Origin of the sequence: Flavobacterium sp. RSP15 (assembly GCF_003968755.1) — a bacterium.
Taxonomy (GTDB): Bacteria; Bacteroidota; Bacteroidia; order Flavobacteriales; family Flavobacteriaceae; genus Flavobacterium.
The window spans coordinates 42,029-59,605 of record NZ_RYDL01000005.1 but is presented as its reverse complement, the minus strand read 5'-3'; the positions used below and the strand labels follow the sequence as shown (position 1 = coordinate 59,605).

Below are 17,577 nucleotides of genomic sequence, written 5' to 3'. Positions count from 1 at the left end.
TTTTTATAAATTTGTGATTTATTTAACATAACAATAATAAATAGATATCATTTATTTTAACTGAATTTAGAACTGCGCAAATTAGAGTTGCCAACTTGTTCAAAATTGTAAAGAAATTATTGTCTAATTTTTCTGGGATTAGCCTCTCGTTGTATTAAATAGGACCTTTTTTGCCAGTGTCTTTGCTCCAAAAAATTCGTGGAGCTTTTTGTAGATGTTATTCGGTATCCGTGATTTTTTTATTCGCTAAACGGATCTATGTACTTAACAAAGACCTTATTTTAGACCCGCTGTTGTAATTGCCATAGAAACTGTCCTTAGATTGAGATATTTGTTTGTGACTTAAAAGCCCACGCCTAAAAATAAATTTATAAAATAACAGAGATCATTCTTGAGTAAAGCGGCAAAAAAAATCAAAATTTTACGCAGCTCACCTTGTGTTTAAAAAAATAAATGGCGCTGTGGTTATTTCTAAAGCTTTTTTGAGTGCTGTTTTTCTGTTGAAAATAGTTAAAATTCAGAAAGCACTTGTAAGTGTAGCGCTAAATAAGAAGAAAACTGTGGTTTATCATTATTTTTATAAGGGATTAATTATTTGCTGTTCAAGGTTTAATCCAAAAAATCAAGAGCCTATTAGTTTTATAATCAGCTAGTAGGGTTCAAGAAATAGTCAGTTTCAGTAGTCTGCCGTTTTATAGAATCTTGGGGTGTTCTTAGTTTAAAAAAAGTTTAGGTGCGATCATAAGACTTTATAATTAAATTTATTTTACATTTGTTCAATAAATTTCGATAAATGATAAACAATGTAAAAAATGTGTTCAGTATAAAAGATCTTGAAAATCTGTCAGGTATAAAAGCGCACACCATACGGATATGGGAAAAAAGATATAATATTTTGCAACCCATGCGTACCGACACTAATATTAGATTGTATGATTTAGTGAGTTTGCAAAAACTGTTAAATATTACATTGTTGCACGATTATGGATATAAAATTTCAAAAATAGCAACCTATCCTCAAGAAAAAATACCATCATTAGTCCGTGAAATAATTTCGAGCAAAACAGCAAAAAGTCATGCCATAAGCGAATTTAAAATGGCCATGATGAATTTTGATCAGGAGCTGTTTTTTAATACCTACAATTGGTTAATTGCAGAAAAATCATTTAAGGAAGTATTTCACCAAGTCTTTATACCATTAATGAATGAACTGGGATTATTATGGCAATCGGACACGATAACTCCAGCCCACGAGCATTTTATCAGCTACCTAATCAAGCAAAAATTATTAGTTAATACCGAAAAACTTCAAGTTTTAAAACAAACTAAATTAGATAAAGTTTTTGTACTATCACTCCCTATGAATGAAATTCACGAATTAGGTCTAATGTACCTGAATTATGAAATTTTATTGCGTGGCTACAAAACGATTTATTTAGGCGAAAGTATGCCTATTGAAAATTTGAAAGACTTGAAAAAACATTTTGATTCCATCATTTTTGTTTCTTACCTGACTGTACAACCAGAAAGAGATCAACTTGATGGATACATTCAGAAAATGTCCGATGAGCTGGTGGATGATACGACTGAATTATGGTATATTGGTCGTATGATTGAGTTTATAAAAAGAGATGAACTTTCAGATCGAATTACGCTTTTTAGTTCAATAACTGAATTAGTAGATTGGATTTAGTTGTTTTGTTTAAACATTTTGTATATTTGCTAAACAAATGAAGAATATAAAAAAAATTACAATTATAGGTTCCGGATTCTCGGCTCTTGCTGCATCTTGTTATTTGGCAAAAAGTGGTCACGATGTGACCGTATATGAGAAAAATGAAACAATTGGAGGGAGAGCACGACAATTAAAGAAGGAAGGTTTCACCTTCGACATGGGACCAAGTTGGTACTGGATGCCAGACGTATTCGATCGCTTCTTTGCTGATTTTGGAAAGAAAACAACTGATTACTACGAATTAATAAAATTAGCACCAGCCTATCGCGTGTACTATGGAGTTGATGATTTTATTACCATAGCAGATAATTTAAAGGATATTACAATCGCTTTTGAAGCTATCGAAAAAGGAAGCGGTGACCTGTTAAACGAGTTTATGGCTAAGGCCAAAAGTAATTATGACATCGCCATCAAAGATCTAGTGTATCGTCCCGGGATTTCTCCACTAGAATTAATAACGGCAGAAACCGCCATGAAAGTGGGTCAGTTTATTAGTACTATCAGTAAAGATGTTCGCAAGAAATTTAAAAACGAAAGGTTGATTCAAATTCTGGAATTTCCGGTTTTATTTCTTGGTGCTAAGCCATCTGATACTCCGTCATTTTACAGTTTCATGAATTATGCTGATTTTGGTATGGGAACTTGGCATCCTAAAACAGGAATGTTTGATGTAGTTCGGGGTATAGAAAGTTTAGCAAGGGAGTTGGGAGTGAAATTTGAAATGAATTCCAACATCGAAAAAATTATGGTAGTGCGTGAAACAGCCAAATCAATTCAGGTAAATGGAGAAATCATTACCTCTGATGTAATTCTAAGCGGAGCCGATTACCATCACACGGAAACATTATTGGATATGGAGCACCGTACTTATTCTGAAAAATATTGGGACAGTCGCGTTTTTGCACCATCATCATTATTGTTTTATGTTGGTTTTAATAAAAAAATAAAAAATATTTCACACCACGCCTTATTCTTTGATGTTGATTTTTATCAGCACGCTAAAGACATTTATGATGAGCCACAGTGGCCAAAAGAACCCTTATTTTATGCTAATTTTCCATCAGTGACAGATAAAACTGCAGCTCCGGAAGGAATGGAATCGGGGTTTTTTCTAATACCTTTAGCACCCGGAATCAATGATACTAAAGCACTCCGAGAAGAGTACTTTGAAAAAATAATGGATCGTTTCGAAACTTTAACGCAACAAAGTATACGTGATACTATTATATTTAAACAATCTTTTTGTAAAAATGATTTTGTTTCAGAATACAATTCGTATAAAGGAAATGCCTACGGAATGGCAAATACATTATTGCAAACCGCCTTTTTGAGGCCTAAGTTAAAAAGCCAGAAAGTGAAAAATTTATATTTTACCGGTCAGTTGACCGTGCCCGGACCAGGTGTACCACCAGCATTGATTTCTGGAAAATTAGTGTCGGAGTTAATTAACAAACAATTTTTAGCACAATAATTATGAAACAATTATTTGATGACGTATCTTTTAAATGTAGCAAATTAGTTACTAAAAACTACAGCACCTCTTTCTCTATGGCAGTTTATATGCTCTCGCCCAGTATTAGGGATGCCATTTATAGTATTTATGGTTTTGTTCGTTTTGCGGATGAAATTGTAGACACTTTTCATGGTTTTGACAAAGAAAACCTGATCATTGAGTTTGAAGATGAGTATTACAAAGCCATTGACAGAGGGATTAGTTTAAATCCTATATTGAATTCTTTTCAGCAAACGGTAAACAAATACAACATCTCTGATGATCTCATTCAGGCGTTTTTGAAAAGCATGAAATTAGATTTAATCAAATCGGATTATCACAGTAAAGCAGAGTATGATGATTACATTTATGGATCGGCTGATGTGGTGGGTCTTATGTGTCTCAAGGTTTTTGTGGCTGGAGATAACAAACGATATGAGCAACTGAAATGCGAAGCCATGCGACTGGGATCTGCTTTCCAGAAAGTGAATTTTCTAAGGGATTTAAAGGATGATAATCTCGTCTTGAACCGGAACTATTTCCCAGGAGTTGATTTAAATTCTTTCGATGAAAATGCTAAGTCGGCTATCATTAATGAAATTGAAGCAGATTTTAAAGTAGCATATGAAGGTATTGTAAAACTTCCTATTGAAGCTAAGTTTGGCGTATACACCGCTTTTGTGTACTACAAAAAACTATTAAAAAAGCTAGAAAACACTCCGTGCCATGAAATTGGAAGTGCGAGAATCCGAGTTTCTAACTATACCAAAGCCGGATTACTGGCAAAATCTTTTGTCTCTTATAAATTGAAGTTAGTTTAAGTTACAGCTTGTTTTAAATATTTTTAATTAAACATAGAATAAAATGATATTTTTTTTGATATTTATAGGTACTTTTTTAATAATGGAATGTGTCACCTGGTGTACCCATAAATTCGTTATGCATGGCTCAATGTGGTACTTTCATGCCGATCATCACCAACCAAAATACGCTAATGTTTTTGAACGAAACGATATTTTTTTTATCATTTTTGCCATCCCAAGCATCCTGCTTTTCTATTATGGTGTAGAAGGAGGATTGAATTATAAATTTTTTCTCGGACTGGGAATTATGTTTTACGGCTTTTGCTATTTCATGATACATGACGTCCTAATTCACCAACGTTTCAAATGGTTCAAAAACACAAACAACAAGTATTTAATAGGATTGCGAAAAGCCCATAAAGTACACCACAAACACTTAGGCAAAGAGCACGGAGAATGTTTTGGCATGCTGTTCGTTCCTTTCAAATACTACAAAATATAAATTTATTTTGGGCGTTACTACGCTTTTAGTAGTGTTATGGCGGGGTCGGGCTATCCGTTCCCGCTTTTTTATACCAGACAAAAAAGCCAGCTACAAAAAGAGCTCCACTATTATCCCTCACACGAAAACAGTGTCCCATGAAGGCATTTATCTTTAAAATATAACCATGAAAATATACAAACAAGAAACCGTTCAGCACGTAAATGCAACTGTTCAAGAATGCTGGACTTTTTTTTCCAATCCTAAAAATCTTCAAAAAATCACACCGGAAGGAATGGGTTTCCAAATCACAGATTTCGATAATAAATCTATGTATCCCGGGCAAATCATTCAATATAAAGTAACACCACTTTTTGGGATCACCTTGTCGTGGATGACAGTGATTACACAAGTAAATGATAATAACTATTTTATTGATGAACAGCGTTTTGGTCCCTATAGTTTCTGGCACCACAAACATTTTTTTGAAGCCGCACCAAATGGAACAAAAATGACTGATGTGGTCCATTACGGTTTACCACTTGGTATATTGGGACGAATCATGAACACCTTAGTCGTGAAAAATAAATTGAAATCCATTTTTGCGTATCGTGTTGCAAAAGTGGACCAAATGTTTAATTCAAAGTAATGAACAAGCAAGAAATTTCTGTTTTTTGGTTTAGACGCGATTTGCGTCTGGAAGATAACGTTGGATTGTTTCATGCTTTAAAGTCTGAATATCCGGTTATTCCGTTATTTATTTTTGATGATTCCATCTTAGATACTTTACCTAAAAACGACGCTCGAGTCGGTTTTATTCACGAATCACTTTTCAGAATAAATAGACAATTACAGGAAATTGAAAGTTCACTTTTGGTTAAAAAAGGAAAAACTACCGCTGTTTGGCAATCTTTATTAAAAGAATTTGATGTCAAAGAAGTCTTCTTCAACAAAGATTACGAACCGTACGCGATACAACGTGACTCTGCAATTTGTGAATTTTTAGAAACTAATAAAACCATTTCTTATTCTTTTAAAGATCAAGTGATTTTTGAAGAAAAAGAAGTTACTAAAGCAGATGGATTGCCCTACACGGTGTATACACCGTTTAAAAATAAGTGGCTGGAGAAATACAAGTCAATGACTCCAGTTCAAGAATATGATACTGCTGCTTATTTTAATAATTTCTATAAAAACAGTTTTGTTTTTCCCACTTTGGGACAAATAGGTTTCGTAGAAAGTCTTATCAAAGTAAAACCACACAACCTTAAATTCATTGCAAATTACCAAGATATAAGAGATTTTCCAGCCTTAGATAAAACTTCTTATCTTTCGCCACATCTGCGTTTTGGAACCGTAAGTATCCGGAAATTAGTCAATTGGGCATTTAATAAAAATGATATCTTTTTAAGTGAACTAATTTGGAGAGAATTTTTCATGCAAATCTTATTTAGTTTTCCAAAAGTCGGTACGCAAAACTTCAAATCAGCCTATGATGGGATTCAATGGAGAAATAATGAAGAAGATTTCAAGCGTTGGTGTACCGGAACAACGGGCTATCCAATGGTTGATGCCGGAATGCGGCAACTCAATGAAACCGGGTATATGCACAACAGGGTTCGCATGGTTGTCGCAAGTTTTCTATGCAAGCATTTATTGATTCAGTGGCAATGGGGTGAAGCCTATTTTGCCGAAAAATTATTGGATTATGAGATGTCTGCCAATGTTGGAAATTGGCAATGGGCTGCGGGAACAGGTTGTGATGCCGCACCATATTTCCGAGTTTTCAATCCGGAGATCCAACAAAAAAAATTCGATGAAAAAGGAACTTATATCCGCAAATGGATTAAAGAATTCGATTTAGGATACAAACAGCCAATGGTAGAACATGCAATGGCTAGAGACAGAGCTATTGCGACGTACAAAGCCGGAATTTTGAAGTGATTTATTTTAGCATATAAATTATGTAGGTTTTATACAAGGAAAAAAATGTATAGAATTTATATGTTATAAATTATTTTATTAATTTGTTCAGCATGCCATTAAATATAAACCCGTGAAACGGCAAAACAGAGTACCAATATAAATTTCCCCAAATCCCTTTTGGACGGAAAGTAGCCGATTGGTATAGCGTATTTCCTATTATTTTGAATTCCAGCCACGCTTCACCAGGTAACTTCATTTCGGCAAATAAGATTAATTTTCCTTCTTGTTTATTGGCATATAGTACGCGCCAAAAATCCAAAGCATCACCAGAATGAATCTCGTGCCTGTTGGTTCTTCCTCTTCTACTACCGACACCTCCGTATAATTTATCAATAAAACCTCGTAAACTCCACAGCCAATCGCCATAATACCAACCGGAATCTCCACCAATGGACCAGATTTTATTTATAGTGTATTCTCGGTCTATGATTTCCATTTTGCGTCGGTCTATAAAGCAATCTTTTTTTGGAACCTTCAAATATTCTGACATGTTACTGTTGAAACGGCCGCTAATGAGGGAATCTTTCCAGCTCGAAGCTACTTTGTCTTCATCTACTTTTATCAAAGCACGGGAAAGTGCCTGTTTGTAGGTCATTGGTGTAACATGCAATAACTCATTGATTTTATTATCACTGCAAACAACTTCTACTTTCATACTACTGACCAGTACTGAAGCTAGCCGATAAGATGTTGAGGTTACGAAATACAACCAATAGGAAGATAATTTTGGCGTCATTATAGGAACAGTAAAGATCCATCGCTTTAGCTTTTTGGCTTCAGCAAATCCCAAAAGCATCTCTTTATACGTTAAAATATCGGGTCCGCCGATATCAAAACTTTGATTATAAGTAACGGGGTTTAATAATGATTTGGATAAAAATTCAAGAACATCCGGAATTGCGATGGGCTGACATTTAGTGTTTAGCCATTTTGGAGTAATCATTATAGGCAGTTTGTTGACTAAATCCCGAATTATTTCGAAGGAAGCACTTCCAGAACCTACAATAATTCCTGCTCTTAGAGTAGTAGTTGGAAAAGTGCCGGTATTTAAAATTTCTTCTACTTTTTTTCGCGACGATAAATGTTTGGACAATGATTTATCGTTGATAATACCACTTAAATAAATTACTTGTTTGGCTTTGGTATTATTCAAGCGATGCACAAAATTTTGAGCCGATTCACTTTCCAACTCATCATAATTAGTAGCGGAACCTGACATGGAATGAATTAGATAATACGCCGCATCAATAATTTCTGGAATAGCTGTCAATGTTTCTTGATTTAGGAAATCTACCTCAATTATGGTAACATTTTTTTGATATTCGACCGGGCAATTAAATCTGTTTTTATCTCTTACACAACAGATTATATCGTGCCCTTGTCCTGCCAATAGGGGTAAGAGTCGTTTCCCGATGTAACCTGTTGCACCTGTTAAGAGAATTTTCATAAGTTTTTATATTTTGCCATCATATCGTAAAGGTACTACCTTACCGCTTTAATTGATCCCATTTTAATCTTTTCAGGTTTAATTCCTCGAAGCTCTACTTCTTTTTTTTGTCACAGATTCACAGATTAAAAAGATTTTTGAAAATCTGTGAAGCTGTGGCAATTATTTAGTTCATACTTCTGGGGCTCTGTCCTGAGGTAGTTTATTTTGGATTCTGCACTTTTTCAGTCACTTTTAATCTGTTTTATTAATTTTAACTAAGTTTAGTAGAAATTAAACTAATAAATTCTCTTCTAGTTTTATTCTTTTCGAAAGCACCAGTAAAAGAGGAAGTGGTGGTTACTGAGTTTTGTTTTTGAATCCCTCTCATTTGCATACACATGTGTTGCGCTTCAATTACTACCGCTACTCCAAGCGGATTCAGAGCTTCCTGAATGCAATTTTTTATCTGATCTGTCAACCGTTCCTGCACTTGCATCCTTCTGGCAAAAGCATCTACCACTCTTGGTATTTTACTCAAACCTACTATTTTGCCATTAGGTATATAGGCAACGTGTGCTTTTCCAAAAAACGGCAACATGTGGTGTTCACACATAGAATATACTTCAATATCTTTTACCACAATCATTTGATGGTGGTCTTCACTAAATAATGCCGATTTTAGTATTTCTAAAGGATCTAGTCCGTAACCGTGTGTAAGGTATTGCATGGCTTTGGCTACACGTTCTGGAGTTTTTTCAAGTCCTTCTCTGGTTACATCTTCACCCAAATCACTAATTATGATTTTATAATTTTCAGCTAATGCTTCGGTTATTTCTGCATCATATTGCTCGACTTTCTCGTAACTTCTCATTTCTTTTATCATGGTATACTGTATTTCAATTTTAATTTTGGCTAATTTTTTTTTTGGATACTTGTTTAAATAAACCATTTATAGATTTAACAAAAACAATCATTCTCTATGGGTAAGCTTAATTTTTTAATGGTTAATTTTTCTTTTCGTGTGGTTAATAATAACTTGTTTAGATTTTAAAAGTCACTATTCCGTAATCCATTTCGAATACCTGACCTGAAATTGATTTTGCATTTTCTGAAATCAGGAAGTTGGCCATACTAGCCACTTCTTCCGGTTTCAAATAGCCTTTCATCGGGTGACGTTCTACCATGTTTTCTTTCATGCGGTCGTTTCTCAGAATTCCTGCTGCAAGTGTGGTTTCAGTAATTGTTGGGGCAATGGCATTGATGCGAACTACCGATGCCAGTTCTGCTCCTAATGATTTCACTAATCCTTCCACACCTGCTTTTGCAGTAGCAATGCTCGCATGAAAGGGCATTCCTAATTTTGCTGCTACCGTACTGAACAAAACAATCGAAGGATTGGTTCCTTTTTTCAAAACTGGCAAGTACTTTTGGATTGCTTTTACGGCACCAATCACATTAATTTCAAAATCGGTTCTGAAATCGTCAATACTAAGACTACCTATAGGTTTTAAATTGATAGATCCTGGACAATAAATTAAGGTGTCTATCGCCTCAATTTCAGGAAGTGTATCTTGTAACACATTTACTGAAAAATGTTTCAGATTGGGATGTGTGATCTCTGGTGCATTTCTGCTGATGTTATACACCATGTTTGTCTCCAATTGTTGCAACAAAATGGCATTGCCAATTCCTTTGCTTCCGCCTATGATTACTATATTTTTCATATTATTGTTCGATCAGTTATTTAAATTCTATTTTTTTTTTTTTTTGGATTCTATTTATCGTTTGGAAATCTTATTGTTATTAATCTGTCTTTGCATGGTACATTTAAAGCGACCTTCACGAAAATCTCTTAATTTTTCATGTTTTGTTTTACGGCCTTGCACTCTTTCTCGCCACATTCTAAAACTTGATGGCTTCATTTCTGCGCGCATCAGGTCTATTACTTCTTGTTCTTTTAATCCAAATTGCATTAAAATTGCATCAAAAGTAGTTCGATCCTCCCAAGCCATTTCGATTATTCTGTCCTTGTCTAAATCAGTATGTTCTTTTTTTATAGCCACTGTGTTTCTTTTTAGTTGAATATGCTGTTGATTTTCTAAAATTTCTCGTTGACGTTAATCTCTATCACCAATATCGGCCATGGTATGCAGTTTCAAAATCCGAGAACTTTCTTCCTTTACTAAGGGATTTTTCTTCATTTTCCATAAAAAATCACTGGCAAACTTTCTGGTTCGTTCCATGTTGATAATTTGTTTGGGATAATGGATACCTAATTCAAAATCATTAAACTTTTGATCTAAATAGGTCATTTTATTGGGTTCATGTACAAATGCTCTTGGTAAATTGCGTAATTCTGGCACCCATTTTTTTATAAACTCTCCATCAGGATCGTGTTCATAACTGTTTTTTATGGGATTATAAATACGCAACATATTGATTCCGGTTTCGCCAGCCTGCATTTGTAATTGCGGAAAATGAATACCGGGTTCAAAATCGAGGAACATTTGCGATAAATGTTGCGTAGCACCTTGCCATGGTTGCCATAAATTATGCGTAAAAAAGGAGACTAGCATGGCGCGCATCCTAAAGTTCAAGTAGCCTGTTTCGTTCAAACAACGCATAGATGCATCGACTAGCGGAAATCCAGTTTGTCCTGTTTTCCAAGCTTGAATATAATTTTCATTCACTTTCTTTTGCAAAGAATGAAATCCTTTATTGACACTTTCAAACTCCATGACTTCTTCCATTTCAAATTTTTGAATGAAATGTGCCTGCCAAGTCAGTCTGGAGACAAAAGAATCAATTTGTTTTTTGTCGCTGCAGTTTATTCTGAACGTGGCTGCCTTTTGCAAAACCTGTCTTGAAGATAGATTGCCCCATGCAATATACGGGGATAATCTACTGCAACTTTTTCGAGCCAGCATTGGTTTTGAAATATGGGAACTGTAATTGTGATACCGTTCCTCAAAAAATGTGTGTAAATACTTCCCTGCCATAGTCGTGCCTCCTTTTTGGAAAATAGTATCGGCAATGGTTTCGAGATTAGTTTTTTCTAGTGCTTTTTCAAGCTCAAGAATTGCTGCTGTATTAAGGAAATTCTCTTCTTTAGAATCAAATATAAATAGGGGTTCATTCATGTATTCTTCCCATTTAGAAACCCAGTTGGTCCTGTCTCTTAATGCCCTGAAAATTCCGTTATTGATATTTTCAACCCAATTAATCTGATTGTTTTTACAAAATCGTTTGAAGGTTTTGTCTCTTTCGTAAGTTATTTTTAACCCGGTTTCCTGGTGCGAAAAAACGGTGTCAATTTTGTATGTTTCTTCAAGGATATTGAAAACTTGCAGCACCTCTGAGGTTACTGCTAAAACCTGCGTGTTTGATTGTTCCAACTGTTTGTTGATGTCAACAAGCGATTGCTTGATGAAATTCCAATGTCTCGGGCTGTAATGTGAATCATTTTCTAATGACTTTTCAAACACATAAAGCAACAGAGTAGGTGTATCTGTTTTTGTGGCATTAAAGATTGCTTCGTTATCTTGTAAACGAAGGTTTCTTTTTAACCAAACTACATTAATATTTTTTTTATTTGTACTCATTGTTTTTTCTAAAATAGTTTTTGTTGCAACCATAAATTCTGGAATTTTGATTGTCCGTCGTAATTAGAAGCTTGTAATGGAATATTGAATTTCCTATTGCGAGGATCATTTCCTACTCCTGATACATACATCCAATTTCCATAGTTACTGTGAACGTCGTAATCGATAAGCATTGCTTCAAAATAGGCCGCTCCTATTCGCCAATCAAGAAGTAGGTCTTTGGCAAAATGGGAAGCTACATTTTGTCTTCCGCGATTACTCATCCAGCCGGTTTCTTTTATTTCAATCATATTTGCATTAACAAATGGCTCTAAAGTATTACCAGTTATCCATTTATTTACTGCAGATTTGTTTGTTTTCCAATCGTAATCTTTATCTAAAATCCCTCCAATTTTAAAAATTGAGTTGCCGTTTTTTAGAGAAATATATTTAAAATAATCCCTCCAGATTAATTCGAAAATCAACCAATATGTCGATTCGTTCTTTTCGATTTGTTTTTCATATTTGATAATTTCCCAATATATTGTTTTAGCCGAGATGCTACCATTTGCCAGCCATGGGGAAAACTTTGAACTAAAGTCTGAACCAATCAATCCGTTGCGGGTCAGTTTGTAAACACTTAATTTTTTTGTTTCCCAAAAATAGATTTGCAATCGCTTTAATGCATCATCTTCGCCACCAAAATAAGGAAAAGCCGTTCTAGAATCCATTTCAAAATTACTAAATCCCAATTTTTCTAGTGTTGGAAATTCATTTTCATCTGCCCCCAAGTTTTCTTGGGGCATTGGCTGAACTGTAAATTCAGGTCTAATGTTTGTCGACTTTTCACATTTATTTCTAAATTGTGTGAAAACATTAGGTATGGATTGAATTTCAAACGGAATATCTTCAGGGTGAAATAAGAATTGATTGTAAGTTGCATTAAATTTTGTCAAAACCGGAACTTTTAACTTAATACTCTCTAGGACTTCCTTTTCTTCGCTGGTCCATTCTTGTTGAAGGTATATGGACGTGATGCCATTATTATTGACAATTTCCGGAATAACATTTTCTCCATTTTCGTAAAATACAAACAGTGTTATGTTTAGTTTCTTCAAGTTTTTCTTCAATACCAGTACAGATTCTATTAAGAACTTAGCACGAAACTTTTCTGTTTTTTTAAAACCATATTTTGTTTGCTGATACTGCCTTGGTTCAAAACAATAGACAGCAATTACGTTTTCATTGTCTCGTACCGCATTTGTAACAGATTCATTATCATGAACTCTAAGATCATTCCTAAACCAAATTAACCCTTTTTGTTTCTTTTGCATTTTTCACTACAATATTTAACTTCGTTCCAAACTTTTTCCCATTTTTTCCGCCAGCTGAATGGCCGGTTGCATACCAAACACATTTTTGAAGGCAGATTTTCTTTTTTCACTACTTGTATTTTTCAAATTCATTGACAACTATTTTCGCTTTTAAATCAAACATTAAATTGTACAATCCAAAAAAAGTTCTGTTCATATATATAAAATGTTTGGATCCACGATTTCCATTCATTTTACGAATATTGGTGTCTTTTGAAAATCGTTCCCCTAATTGTGCTATATTTTCAAAAAAACTTTCATCCGAGAAATCGAATATTTTCTCTTGAAAAGGTTTGGTAAACAACGATAATAAATCATGAAACAATTCTGTGAAATAGGCTATTTCTGCATCAGAATCATCAGCACGTAAAATTTCTAATTCAAATAATTTTGAATTGAATATTTTAGTATCGTTAATTACGTCTTTACTTACCAGCTCAAAATAGGGGGTGTAAAATTCTGTTGGAATTTGTTTCATACAACCAAAATCTAATGCTACTAATTGGTTTGCATCGTTGACTAAGAAATTTCCAGGATGTGGATCAGCGTGTACTTTTCTTAAAATATGAATTTGGTACATATAAAAGTCCCATAAAGCCTGACCAACTTTATCTGCTACTTCCTGATTGGTATTTGTTTTTGTAAATTCAGAGAGATGTTTGCCATTCATCCAGTCCATTGTGATGACTTTGTCAGTTGAAAAGGCAGGGTAATATTCCGGAAAAACCAGATTTTCTATTTTTTTGCAGGCGTCAACTACTTCTTGACTTTGTTTTAATTCTAAAACATAATTAGTTTCCTCAATCAATTTGTCTTCAACTTCCTTGAAATATTTATCAGAGTCTTTTCCTTGAAGGTTGAACATTCTGATGGCAATAGGTTTCACCATCGATAAGTCAGAGGAGATGCTGTTAGCCACTCCGGGATATTGAATTTTTACAGCTAGTTTTTTACCGTCTTTCATGGCAACATGTACCTGACCAATACTGGCGGCATTTTTCGATGTAGCATTGAATTCATCAAATATTTCATAAGGTGTTTTCCCAAAATTTGTTTTGAAGGTTTTCAGTACTAGCGGAGCTGAAAGTGGTGGAACAGAAAATTGGGATAGTGAAAATTTTTCTACATAAGCCTGAGGTAAAAAACTTTTATCCATACTCAACATTTGTGCTACTTTGAGCGCACTTCCTTTAAGGCTTTTGAGTCCGTCGTAAATATCCTCGGCATTATTTTCGTTTAATTTTTCACGAGTCAAATCAGAATTGACTATTTTTTCACCGTAATATTTTAGGTAATTTACGCCAACTTTAGCACCGGTTTGTACCAGCTTAGTTGCTCTTTCAATTTTTGATGTTGGAATATAATCTATAGTTTTCATTATTTGTTGTATATTTTTTCTTTGAAAATGAATTTTCCAAAGTCGATTAAACTGTCTATCGGTGCAATATTCATTAACTCAAAAGTTACTTTAACAGATTTTTCAATGTAAATGTCTGTTTTCTCAAAAGCAGCTGAGGCATCATCCAGCCAAAACTTTAGCGTTAATAAAAGTTGAATCCAGGAAGCTTCTTGAAAGGATTTCTCTTGAAAGTTTTGCAGTTTTTCCTGTTGTGTTCTAAATTCATCTGAGATTATTTCAGATAAATAATTTCTGAAACTGTTTCTGAGTCCAGAGAGTTGCATTAGTTTTTTCAACTGATTGTTGTGCTCCTTTAATACAAGAACAACGTAACTCCTGTTAGCAGTCAGGATCTCAAAAAATGTAAAGTAAAAACTTAACATTTTACTTTTCATGTCATACATTTCGTATTCCTTATTTTTGTTCAGTAAGTCAGTAGTTTTTTCTACAAACATTTTAAAAATTTCTTTCTCAATACTTTCAATTGTACCAAAAAAAGCATAGAATTCAGTTTCTGTAAAATCATTTATTTTTGTAAAATGATATACTGATTTTGGTTTCTCGCTGTATTCAAGAACGTAATTCATGTACAGTGAAACTATTTTGTCTTTTGTTACGGTTGTTTTTTTAGTTGCCATTTTTACGATGTTTCAAATTAGAGTATAAAGGTAGTGAATGTTTAAACATATATCAATAAAGTTAAACAAAATTTAATATAATTTTAGTATCAATAAAAATCAGTAGCTTTACAGTATTATGAAAAAGAATGTTTTAATAAGCGGAGGTTCGGGATTTATCGGAAAAAATTTAACTGCTTTGTTGGTCGCAAAAGGGTATACAGTTTCCATTTTGAGTAGAAGTGAAAAGCGTAATACAGAAGTTGTTTTTTATTATAAGTGGGATGTAGCAAATCACACTATTGATGAAACGGCAGTTTTGAACGCCGATTATATTGTACATTTAGCTGGCGAGAATATTGGGGAGAGGCGCTGGACGGCCAAACAAAAAGCGGCTATTATTGATAGCAGGGAGCAATCTGTTCAGTTGCTTTATACGGTTCTAAAAAAGCATGATAAAAAAGTAGAAGCGTTTATTTCCGCTTCGGCAGTAGGTATTTATGGTGCTGTCAATGGCGAAGAAATTTGTTCAGAAACCATGGCTCCTGCCAATGATTTTCTAGGTTATACTTGCCAGAAATGGGAAGATGCCATAGACTTTATAGAGAATTTAAACATACGTACCGTTAAAATCCGTACCGGATTAGTGTTAGGAAAAAATGATGGTTTTTTAATGAAACTCATTCCTATGTTTAAGTATCGATTGGGTTCTGGATTGGGATCGGGAGAGCAGTACATGCCTTGGATTCATATCGATGATTTGTGTGCGATCTACTTTCAGGCAATTGTCAATCCCAATATGTCTGGGCCGTATAATGCTGCGATTACTGATAATACTACAAACACCGTTTTTTCTAAAACCTTGGCATGTGTTTTTGGATATTCAATATGGTTGCCAAATGTACCTGCTTTTGTATTGAAATTAGCGATGGGGAAAATGGCGGTAATTGTACTAACGGGACGAAGGGTTTCTTCGGATAAAATAACTCAAACTGGGTTCAAATTTAAATTTAAAAATTTAGAAGGAGCTTTGCGAAATTGTTTAACAAAATAGATTTAATGTAAGACACAAATGATATTTGTGTTCACATTTTTAGATATTTTGCTGCGAACGATGAACGGAATTTTAATCTTGAAAGCATCCGTATTTAGGGGAAATGTGGCATATAACTCAATTCCCTAATCTACTCTTTTTAAGGTGCTGTTAAAAAAAAGCCTTTTAGTTCTTCCACGAATGGTTATTTTTCCATTTATTTGGTATTCTCCTACAGTAGTATTTATGTTTTTTAAATCGAATTTAGCAATTTTCTCTTTAAAAATGGCTGTTGGAAAACGATTGCTCTCCATATAATTATTGTTAAAATGTTCTTGCATCATTTTTTTTTGAACTTAAAATCTTTGATGCTAATCCAACAAATGATCTGACCTTTCTTAGGGATTAAAATACAGGTTGTTTTCTCGTTGATTGCGTTCACTTCTTCAAATAATGGGATTGAAGCCTCAAGATTAATGATTCCCGAATAGGATACCATTTTTTCTTGAGCAGTGGTTGCTATAGCAGTAAAGAGCAGCGCTATTTGTGTGATTTTTTTCATAATGATTTATGAATTAAATTACTTAAAGTTACAAAATAAGCAGCAATTATAAAATTATTGTTTACCTGAAATAGCAGGTCGACAAGTTTAATTTTCTATTGTTTTTTGATAAGAAATATGGGATTTGTTATCCAAAAGAACAGCTGATCTTTTGGATAGCAGAGGCTTGTTACATTATAGTTCTACCCGAACATTGTATTTTTTTATGTTTTCTAGTGCTTTTTCTGAACGGTAATCAAACGCTTCTTTATGGAGATTTTTTTCTTCTTTTAACGCTATTAGTTTGATGCAATTATAAAAACGGCGCACTTCATTGAGATTTGTGAGTATCAGTCTGGGAACAAGGGCACTGTTGCCTTCCTTATCTTTGGCTACCATAGTGAAATAGGATGAATTACAATGTTTAATTTTTCCGGTTTGAATGTTTTCGGCTTCTACCCGAATACCAATAATCATAGAGCTTTTACCTACATAATTTACGTTGGCTTTCATGGTTACCAGTTCACCCACTTCAATAGGTTTAAGAAAGTTAACCGTATCTACCGATGCCGTTACGCAGTAATTTCCTGAAAATTTTGAAGCACAGGCAAAAGCAATTTGATCCATAAGGGACAAGATGTACCCACCATGAATTTTGCCACTGAAATTAGTGTTTGATGGTAACATTAATTCTGAAATACTGATGTCAGATGATGCTACTGTTTTAAAAATGCTGTTCATTTATTTGATTTTAAAGGGAGAATTAACTTTCTTGACATTAGTTATAAAATAGTGTGAATCGCCCCACCATGGGTAAGTTCTATAACGTTCCATATAAGTTACTTGGACGTATTGTCCTTCAAATTTTTTTAAATCCGTAATTACTTTTTCCTCACCGTCCATTACCGAAAAAGAAAAAATTTGCGCACCGGAAATGCCTTGACTAATTTCGCCCTCCCAAGTTTTGAATACAACTCCCTTGCGACTCACTTTTATTAATTCGCCGGAGCGAACTCCTTCACTGTACGTGGCATTGTATATAAAAGTGAAATAACCCGCAACAGTTACTACAAGCAATACAGAAAGGATTAGTATGAATTTTTTCAT

General features: G+C 34.1%; 20 protein-coding genes. 7 read left to right on the top strand and 13 right to left on the bottom strand.

Features of this window, described 5'->3' with window-relative positions:
• Window positions 1–793: 793 nt before the first annotated feature.
• From EKM00_RS07425 to EKM00_RS07400, 6 genes are all read left to right on the top strand, one after another.
• Window positions 794–1,693, top strand: a complete 900-nt coding sequence (locus tag EKM00_RS07425; RefSeq protein ID WP_199734619.1) for a MerR family transcriptional regulator — start codon at window positions 794–796, stop codon at window positions 1,691–1,693.
• Between the two features lie 37 nt (window positions 1,694–1,730).
• Window positions 1,731–3,206 carry a phytoene desaturase family protein gene (locus EKM00_RS07420; RefSeq protein WP_126515766.1) on the top strand — a complete coding sequence of 492 codons (1,476 nt, stop codon included), beginning with the start codon at window positions 1,731–1,733 and terminating at the stop codon, window positions 3,204–3,206.
• Window positions 3,207–3,208: 2 nt separating this feature from the next.
• Window positions 3,209–4,048 carry a phytoene/squalene synthase family protein gene (locus tag EKM00_RS07415; RefSeq protein WP_126455540.1) on the top strand — a complete coding sequence of 280 codons (840 nt, stop codon included), beginning with the start codon at window positions 3,209–3,211 and terminating at the stop codon, window positions 4,046–4,048.
• A 43-nt stretch (window positions 4,049–4,091) separates the two neighbouring features.
• Window positions 4,092–4,532, top strand: coding sequence for a sterol desaturase family protein (locus EKM00_RS07410; protein ID WP_126455542.1), 441 nt, complete (start codon window positions 4,092–4,094; stop codon window positions 4,530–4,532).
• Window positions 4,533–4,698: 166 nt separating this feature from the next.
• A complete protein-coding gene (locus tag EKM00_RS07405) occupies window positions 4,699–5,160 on the top strand; it encodes an SRPBCC family protein (protein ID WP_126515765.1) in 462 nt (153 codons plus the stop codon).
• Window positions 5,160–6,455, top strand: a complete 1,296-nt coding sequence (locus EKM00_RS07400; protein WP_126515764.1) for a cryptochrome/photolyase family protein — start codon at window positions 5,160–5,162, stop codon at window positions 6,453–6,455. Before EKM00_RS07405 ends, EKM00_RS07400 begins: the two co-directional genes overlap by 1 nt.
• A gap of 70 nt (window positions 6,456–6,525) precedes the next feature.
• Here the strand turns inward: EKM00_RS07400 and EKM00_RS07395 are convergent, their stop codons facing one another.
• From EKM00_RS07395 to EKM00_RS07355, 9 genes are all read right to left on the bottom strand, one after another.
• Entirely contained in the window at window positions 6,526–7,944 is a 1,419-nt protein-coding gene (locus EKM00_RS07395) for an SDR family oxidoreductase (protein WP_126515763.1), read from the bottom strand.
• A 253-nt stretch (window positions 7,945–8,197) separates the two neighbouring features.
• On the bottom strand, window positions 8,198–8,809 hold the full coding sequence (folE, locus tag EKM00_RS07390) for a GTP cyclohydrolase I FolE (RefSeq protein WP_233592255.1): 612 nt from the start codon (window positions 8,807–8,809) through the stop codon (window positions 8,198–8,200).
• Window positions 8,810–8,966: 157 nt separating this feature from the next.
• Window positions 8,967–9,650 (bottom strand): SDR family NAD(P)-dependent oxidoreductase, encoded by a 684-nt coding sequence (locus EKM00_RS07385; RefSeq protein ID WP_126515762.1) that lies wholly within the window; start codon window positions 9,648–9,650, stop codon window positions 8,967–8,969.
• Between the two features lie 54 nt (window positions 9,651–9,704).
• Window positions 9,705–9,989 (bottom strand): TIGR03643 family protein, encoded by a 285-nt coding sequence (locus EKM00_RS07380; RefSeq protein ID WP_255416635.1) that lies wholly within the window; start codon window positions 9,987–9,989, stop codon window positions 9,705–9,707.
• Window positions 9,990–10,043: 54 nt separating this feature from the next.
• Window positions 10,044–11,528 (bottom strand): cryptochrome/deoxyribodipyrimidine photo-lyase family protein, encoded by a 1,485-nt coding sequence (locus EKM00_RS07375; protein WP_126515761.1) that lies wholly within the window; start codon window positions 11,526–11,528, stop codon window positions 10,044–10,046.
• A gap of 8 nt (window positions 11,529–11,536) precedes the next feature.
• Window positions 11,537–12,841: a DASH family cryptochrome gene (locus tag EKM00_RS07370; RefSeq protein WP_126515760.1), complete on the bottom strand. Its 1,305-nt coding sequence runs from the start codon at window positions 12,839–12,841 to the stop codon at window positions 11,537–11,539.
• A complete protein-coding gene (locus tag EKM00_RS07365; RefSeq protein WP_126515759.1) occupies window positions 12,817–12,951 on the bottom strand; it encodes a DUF2256 domain-containing protein in 135 nt (44 codons plus the stop codon). Before EKM00_RS07365 ends, EKM00_RS07370 begins: the two co-directional genes overlap by 25 nt.
• Window positions 12,951–14,258: an ABC1 kinase family protein gene (locus tag EKM00_RS07360; protein WP_126515758.1), complete on the bottom strand. Its 1,308-nt coding sequence runs from the start codon at window positions 14,256–14,258 to the stop codon at window positions 12,951–12,953. The genes EKM00_RS07365 and EKM00_RS07360 overlap by 1 nt, the downstream gene beginning before the upstream one ends.
• On the bottom strand, window positions 14,258–14,917 hold the full coding sequence (locus EKM00_RS07355) for a TetR family transcriptional regulator C-terminal domain-containing protein (RefSeq protein ID WP_126515757.1): 660 nt from the start codon (window positions 14,915–14,917) through the stop codon (window positions 14,258–14,260). The genes EKM00_RS07360 and EKM00_RS07355 overlap by 1 nt, the downstream gene beginning before the upstream one ends.
• 118 nt (window positions 14,918–15,035) lie before the next feature.
• Between EKM00_RS07355 and EKM00_RS07350 the strand changes: the two genes are divergently transcribed.
• Entirely contained in the window at window positions 15,036–15,950 is a 915-nt protein-coding gene (locus tag EKM00_RS07350) for a TIGR01777 family oxidoreductase (protein WP_126515756.1), read from the top strand.
• Window positions 15,951–16,075: 125 nt separating this feature from the next.
• On the opposite strand, the gene EKM00_RS07345 is transcribed toward EKM00_RS07350, so the two are convergent.
• The 4 genes from EKM00_RS07345 to EKM00_RS07330 all read right to left on the bottom strand — a co-directional run bounded on the left by EKM00_RS07345 (window position 16,076) and on the right by EKM00_RS07330 (window position 17,577).
• On the bottom strand, window positions 16,076–16,273 hold the full coding sequence (locus EKM00_RS07345) for a YceI family protein (protein WP_126515755.1): 198 nt from the start codon (window positions 16,271–16,273) through the stop codon (window positions 16,076–16,078).
• Complete coding sequence (locus tag EKM00_RS07340) at window positions 16,270–16,491, bottom strand: hypothetical protein (protein ID WP_126515754.1); 222 nt, start codon at window positions 16,489–16,491, stop codon at window positions 16,270–16,272. Before EKM00_RS07340 ends, EKM00_RS07345 begins: the two co-directional genes overlap by 4 nt.
• 174 nt (window positions 16,492–16,665) lie before the next feature.
• Window positions 16,666–17,211, bottom strand: a complete 546-nt coding sequence (locus tag EKM00_RS07335; RefSeq protein ID WP_126515753.1) for an acyl-CoA thioesterase — start codon at window positions 17,209–17,211, stop codon at window positions 16,666–16,668.
• Window positions 17,212–17,577, bottom strand: a complete 366-nt coding sequence (locus tag EKM00_RS07330) for a 6-phosphogluconate dehydrogenase (RefSeq protein WP_126515752.1) — start codon at window positions 17,575–17,577, stop codon at window positions 17,212–17,214. It lies immediately after the preceding gene.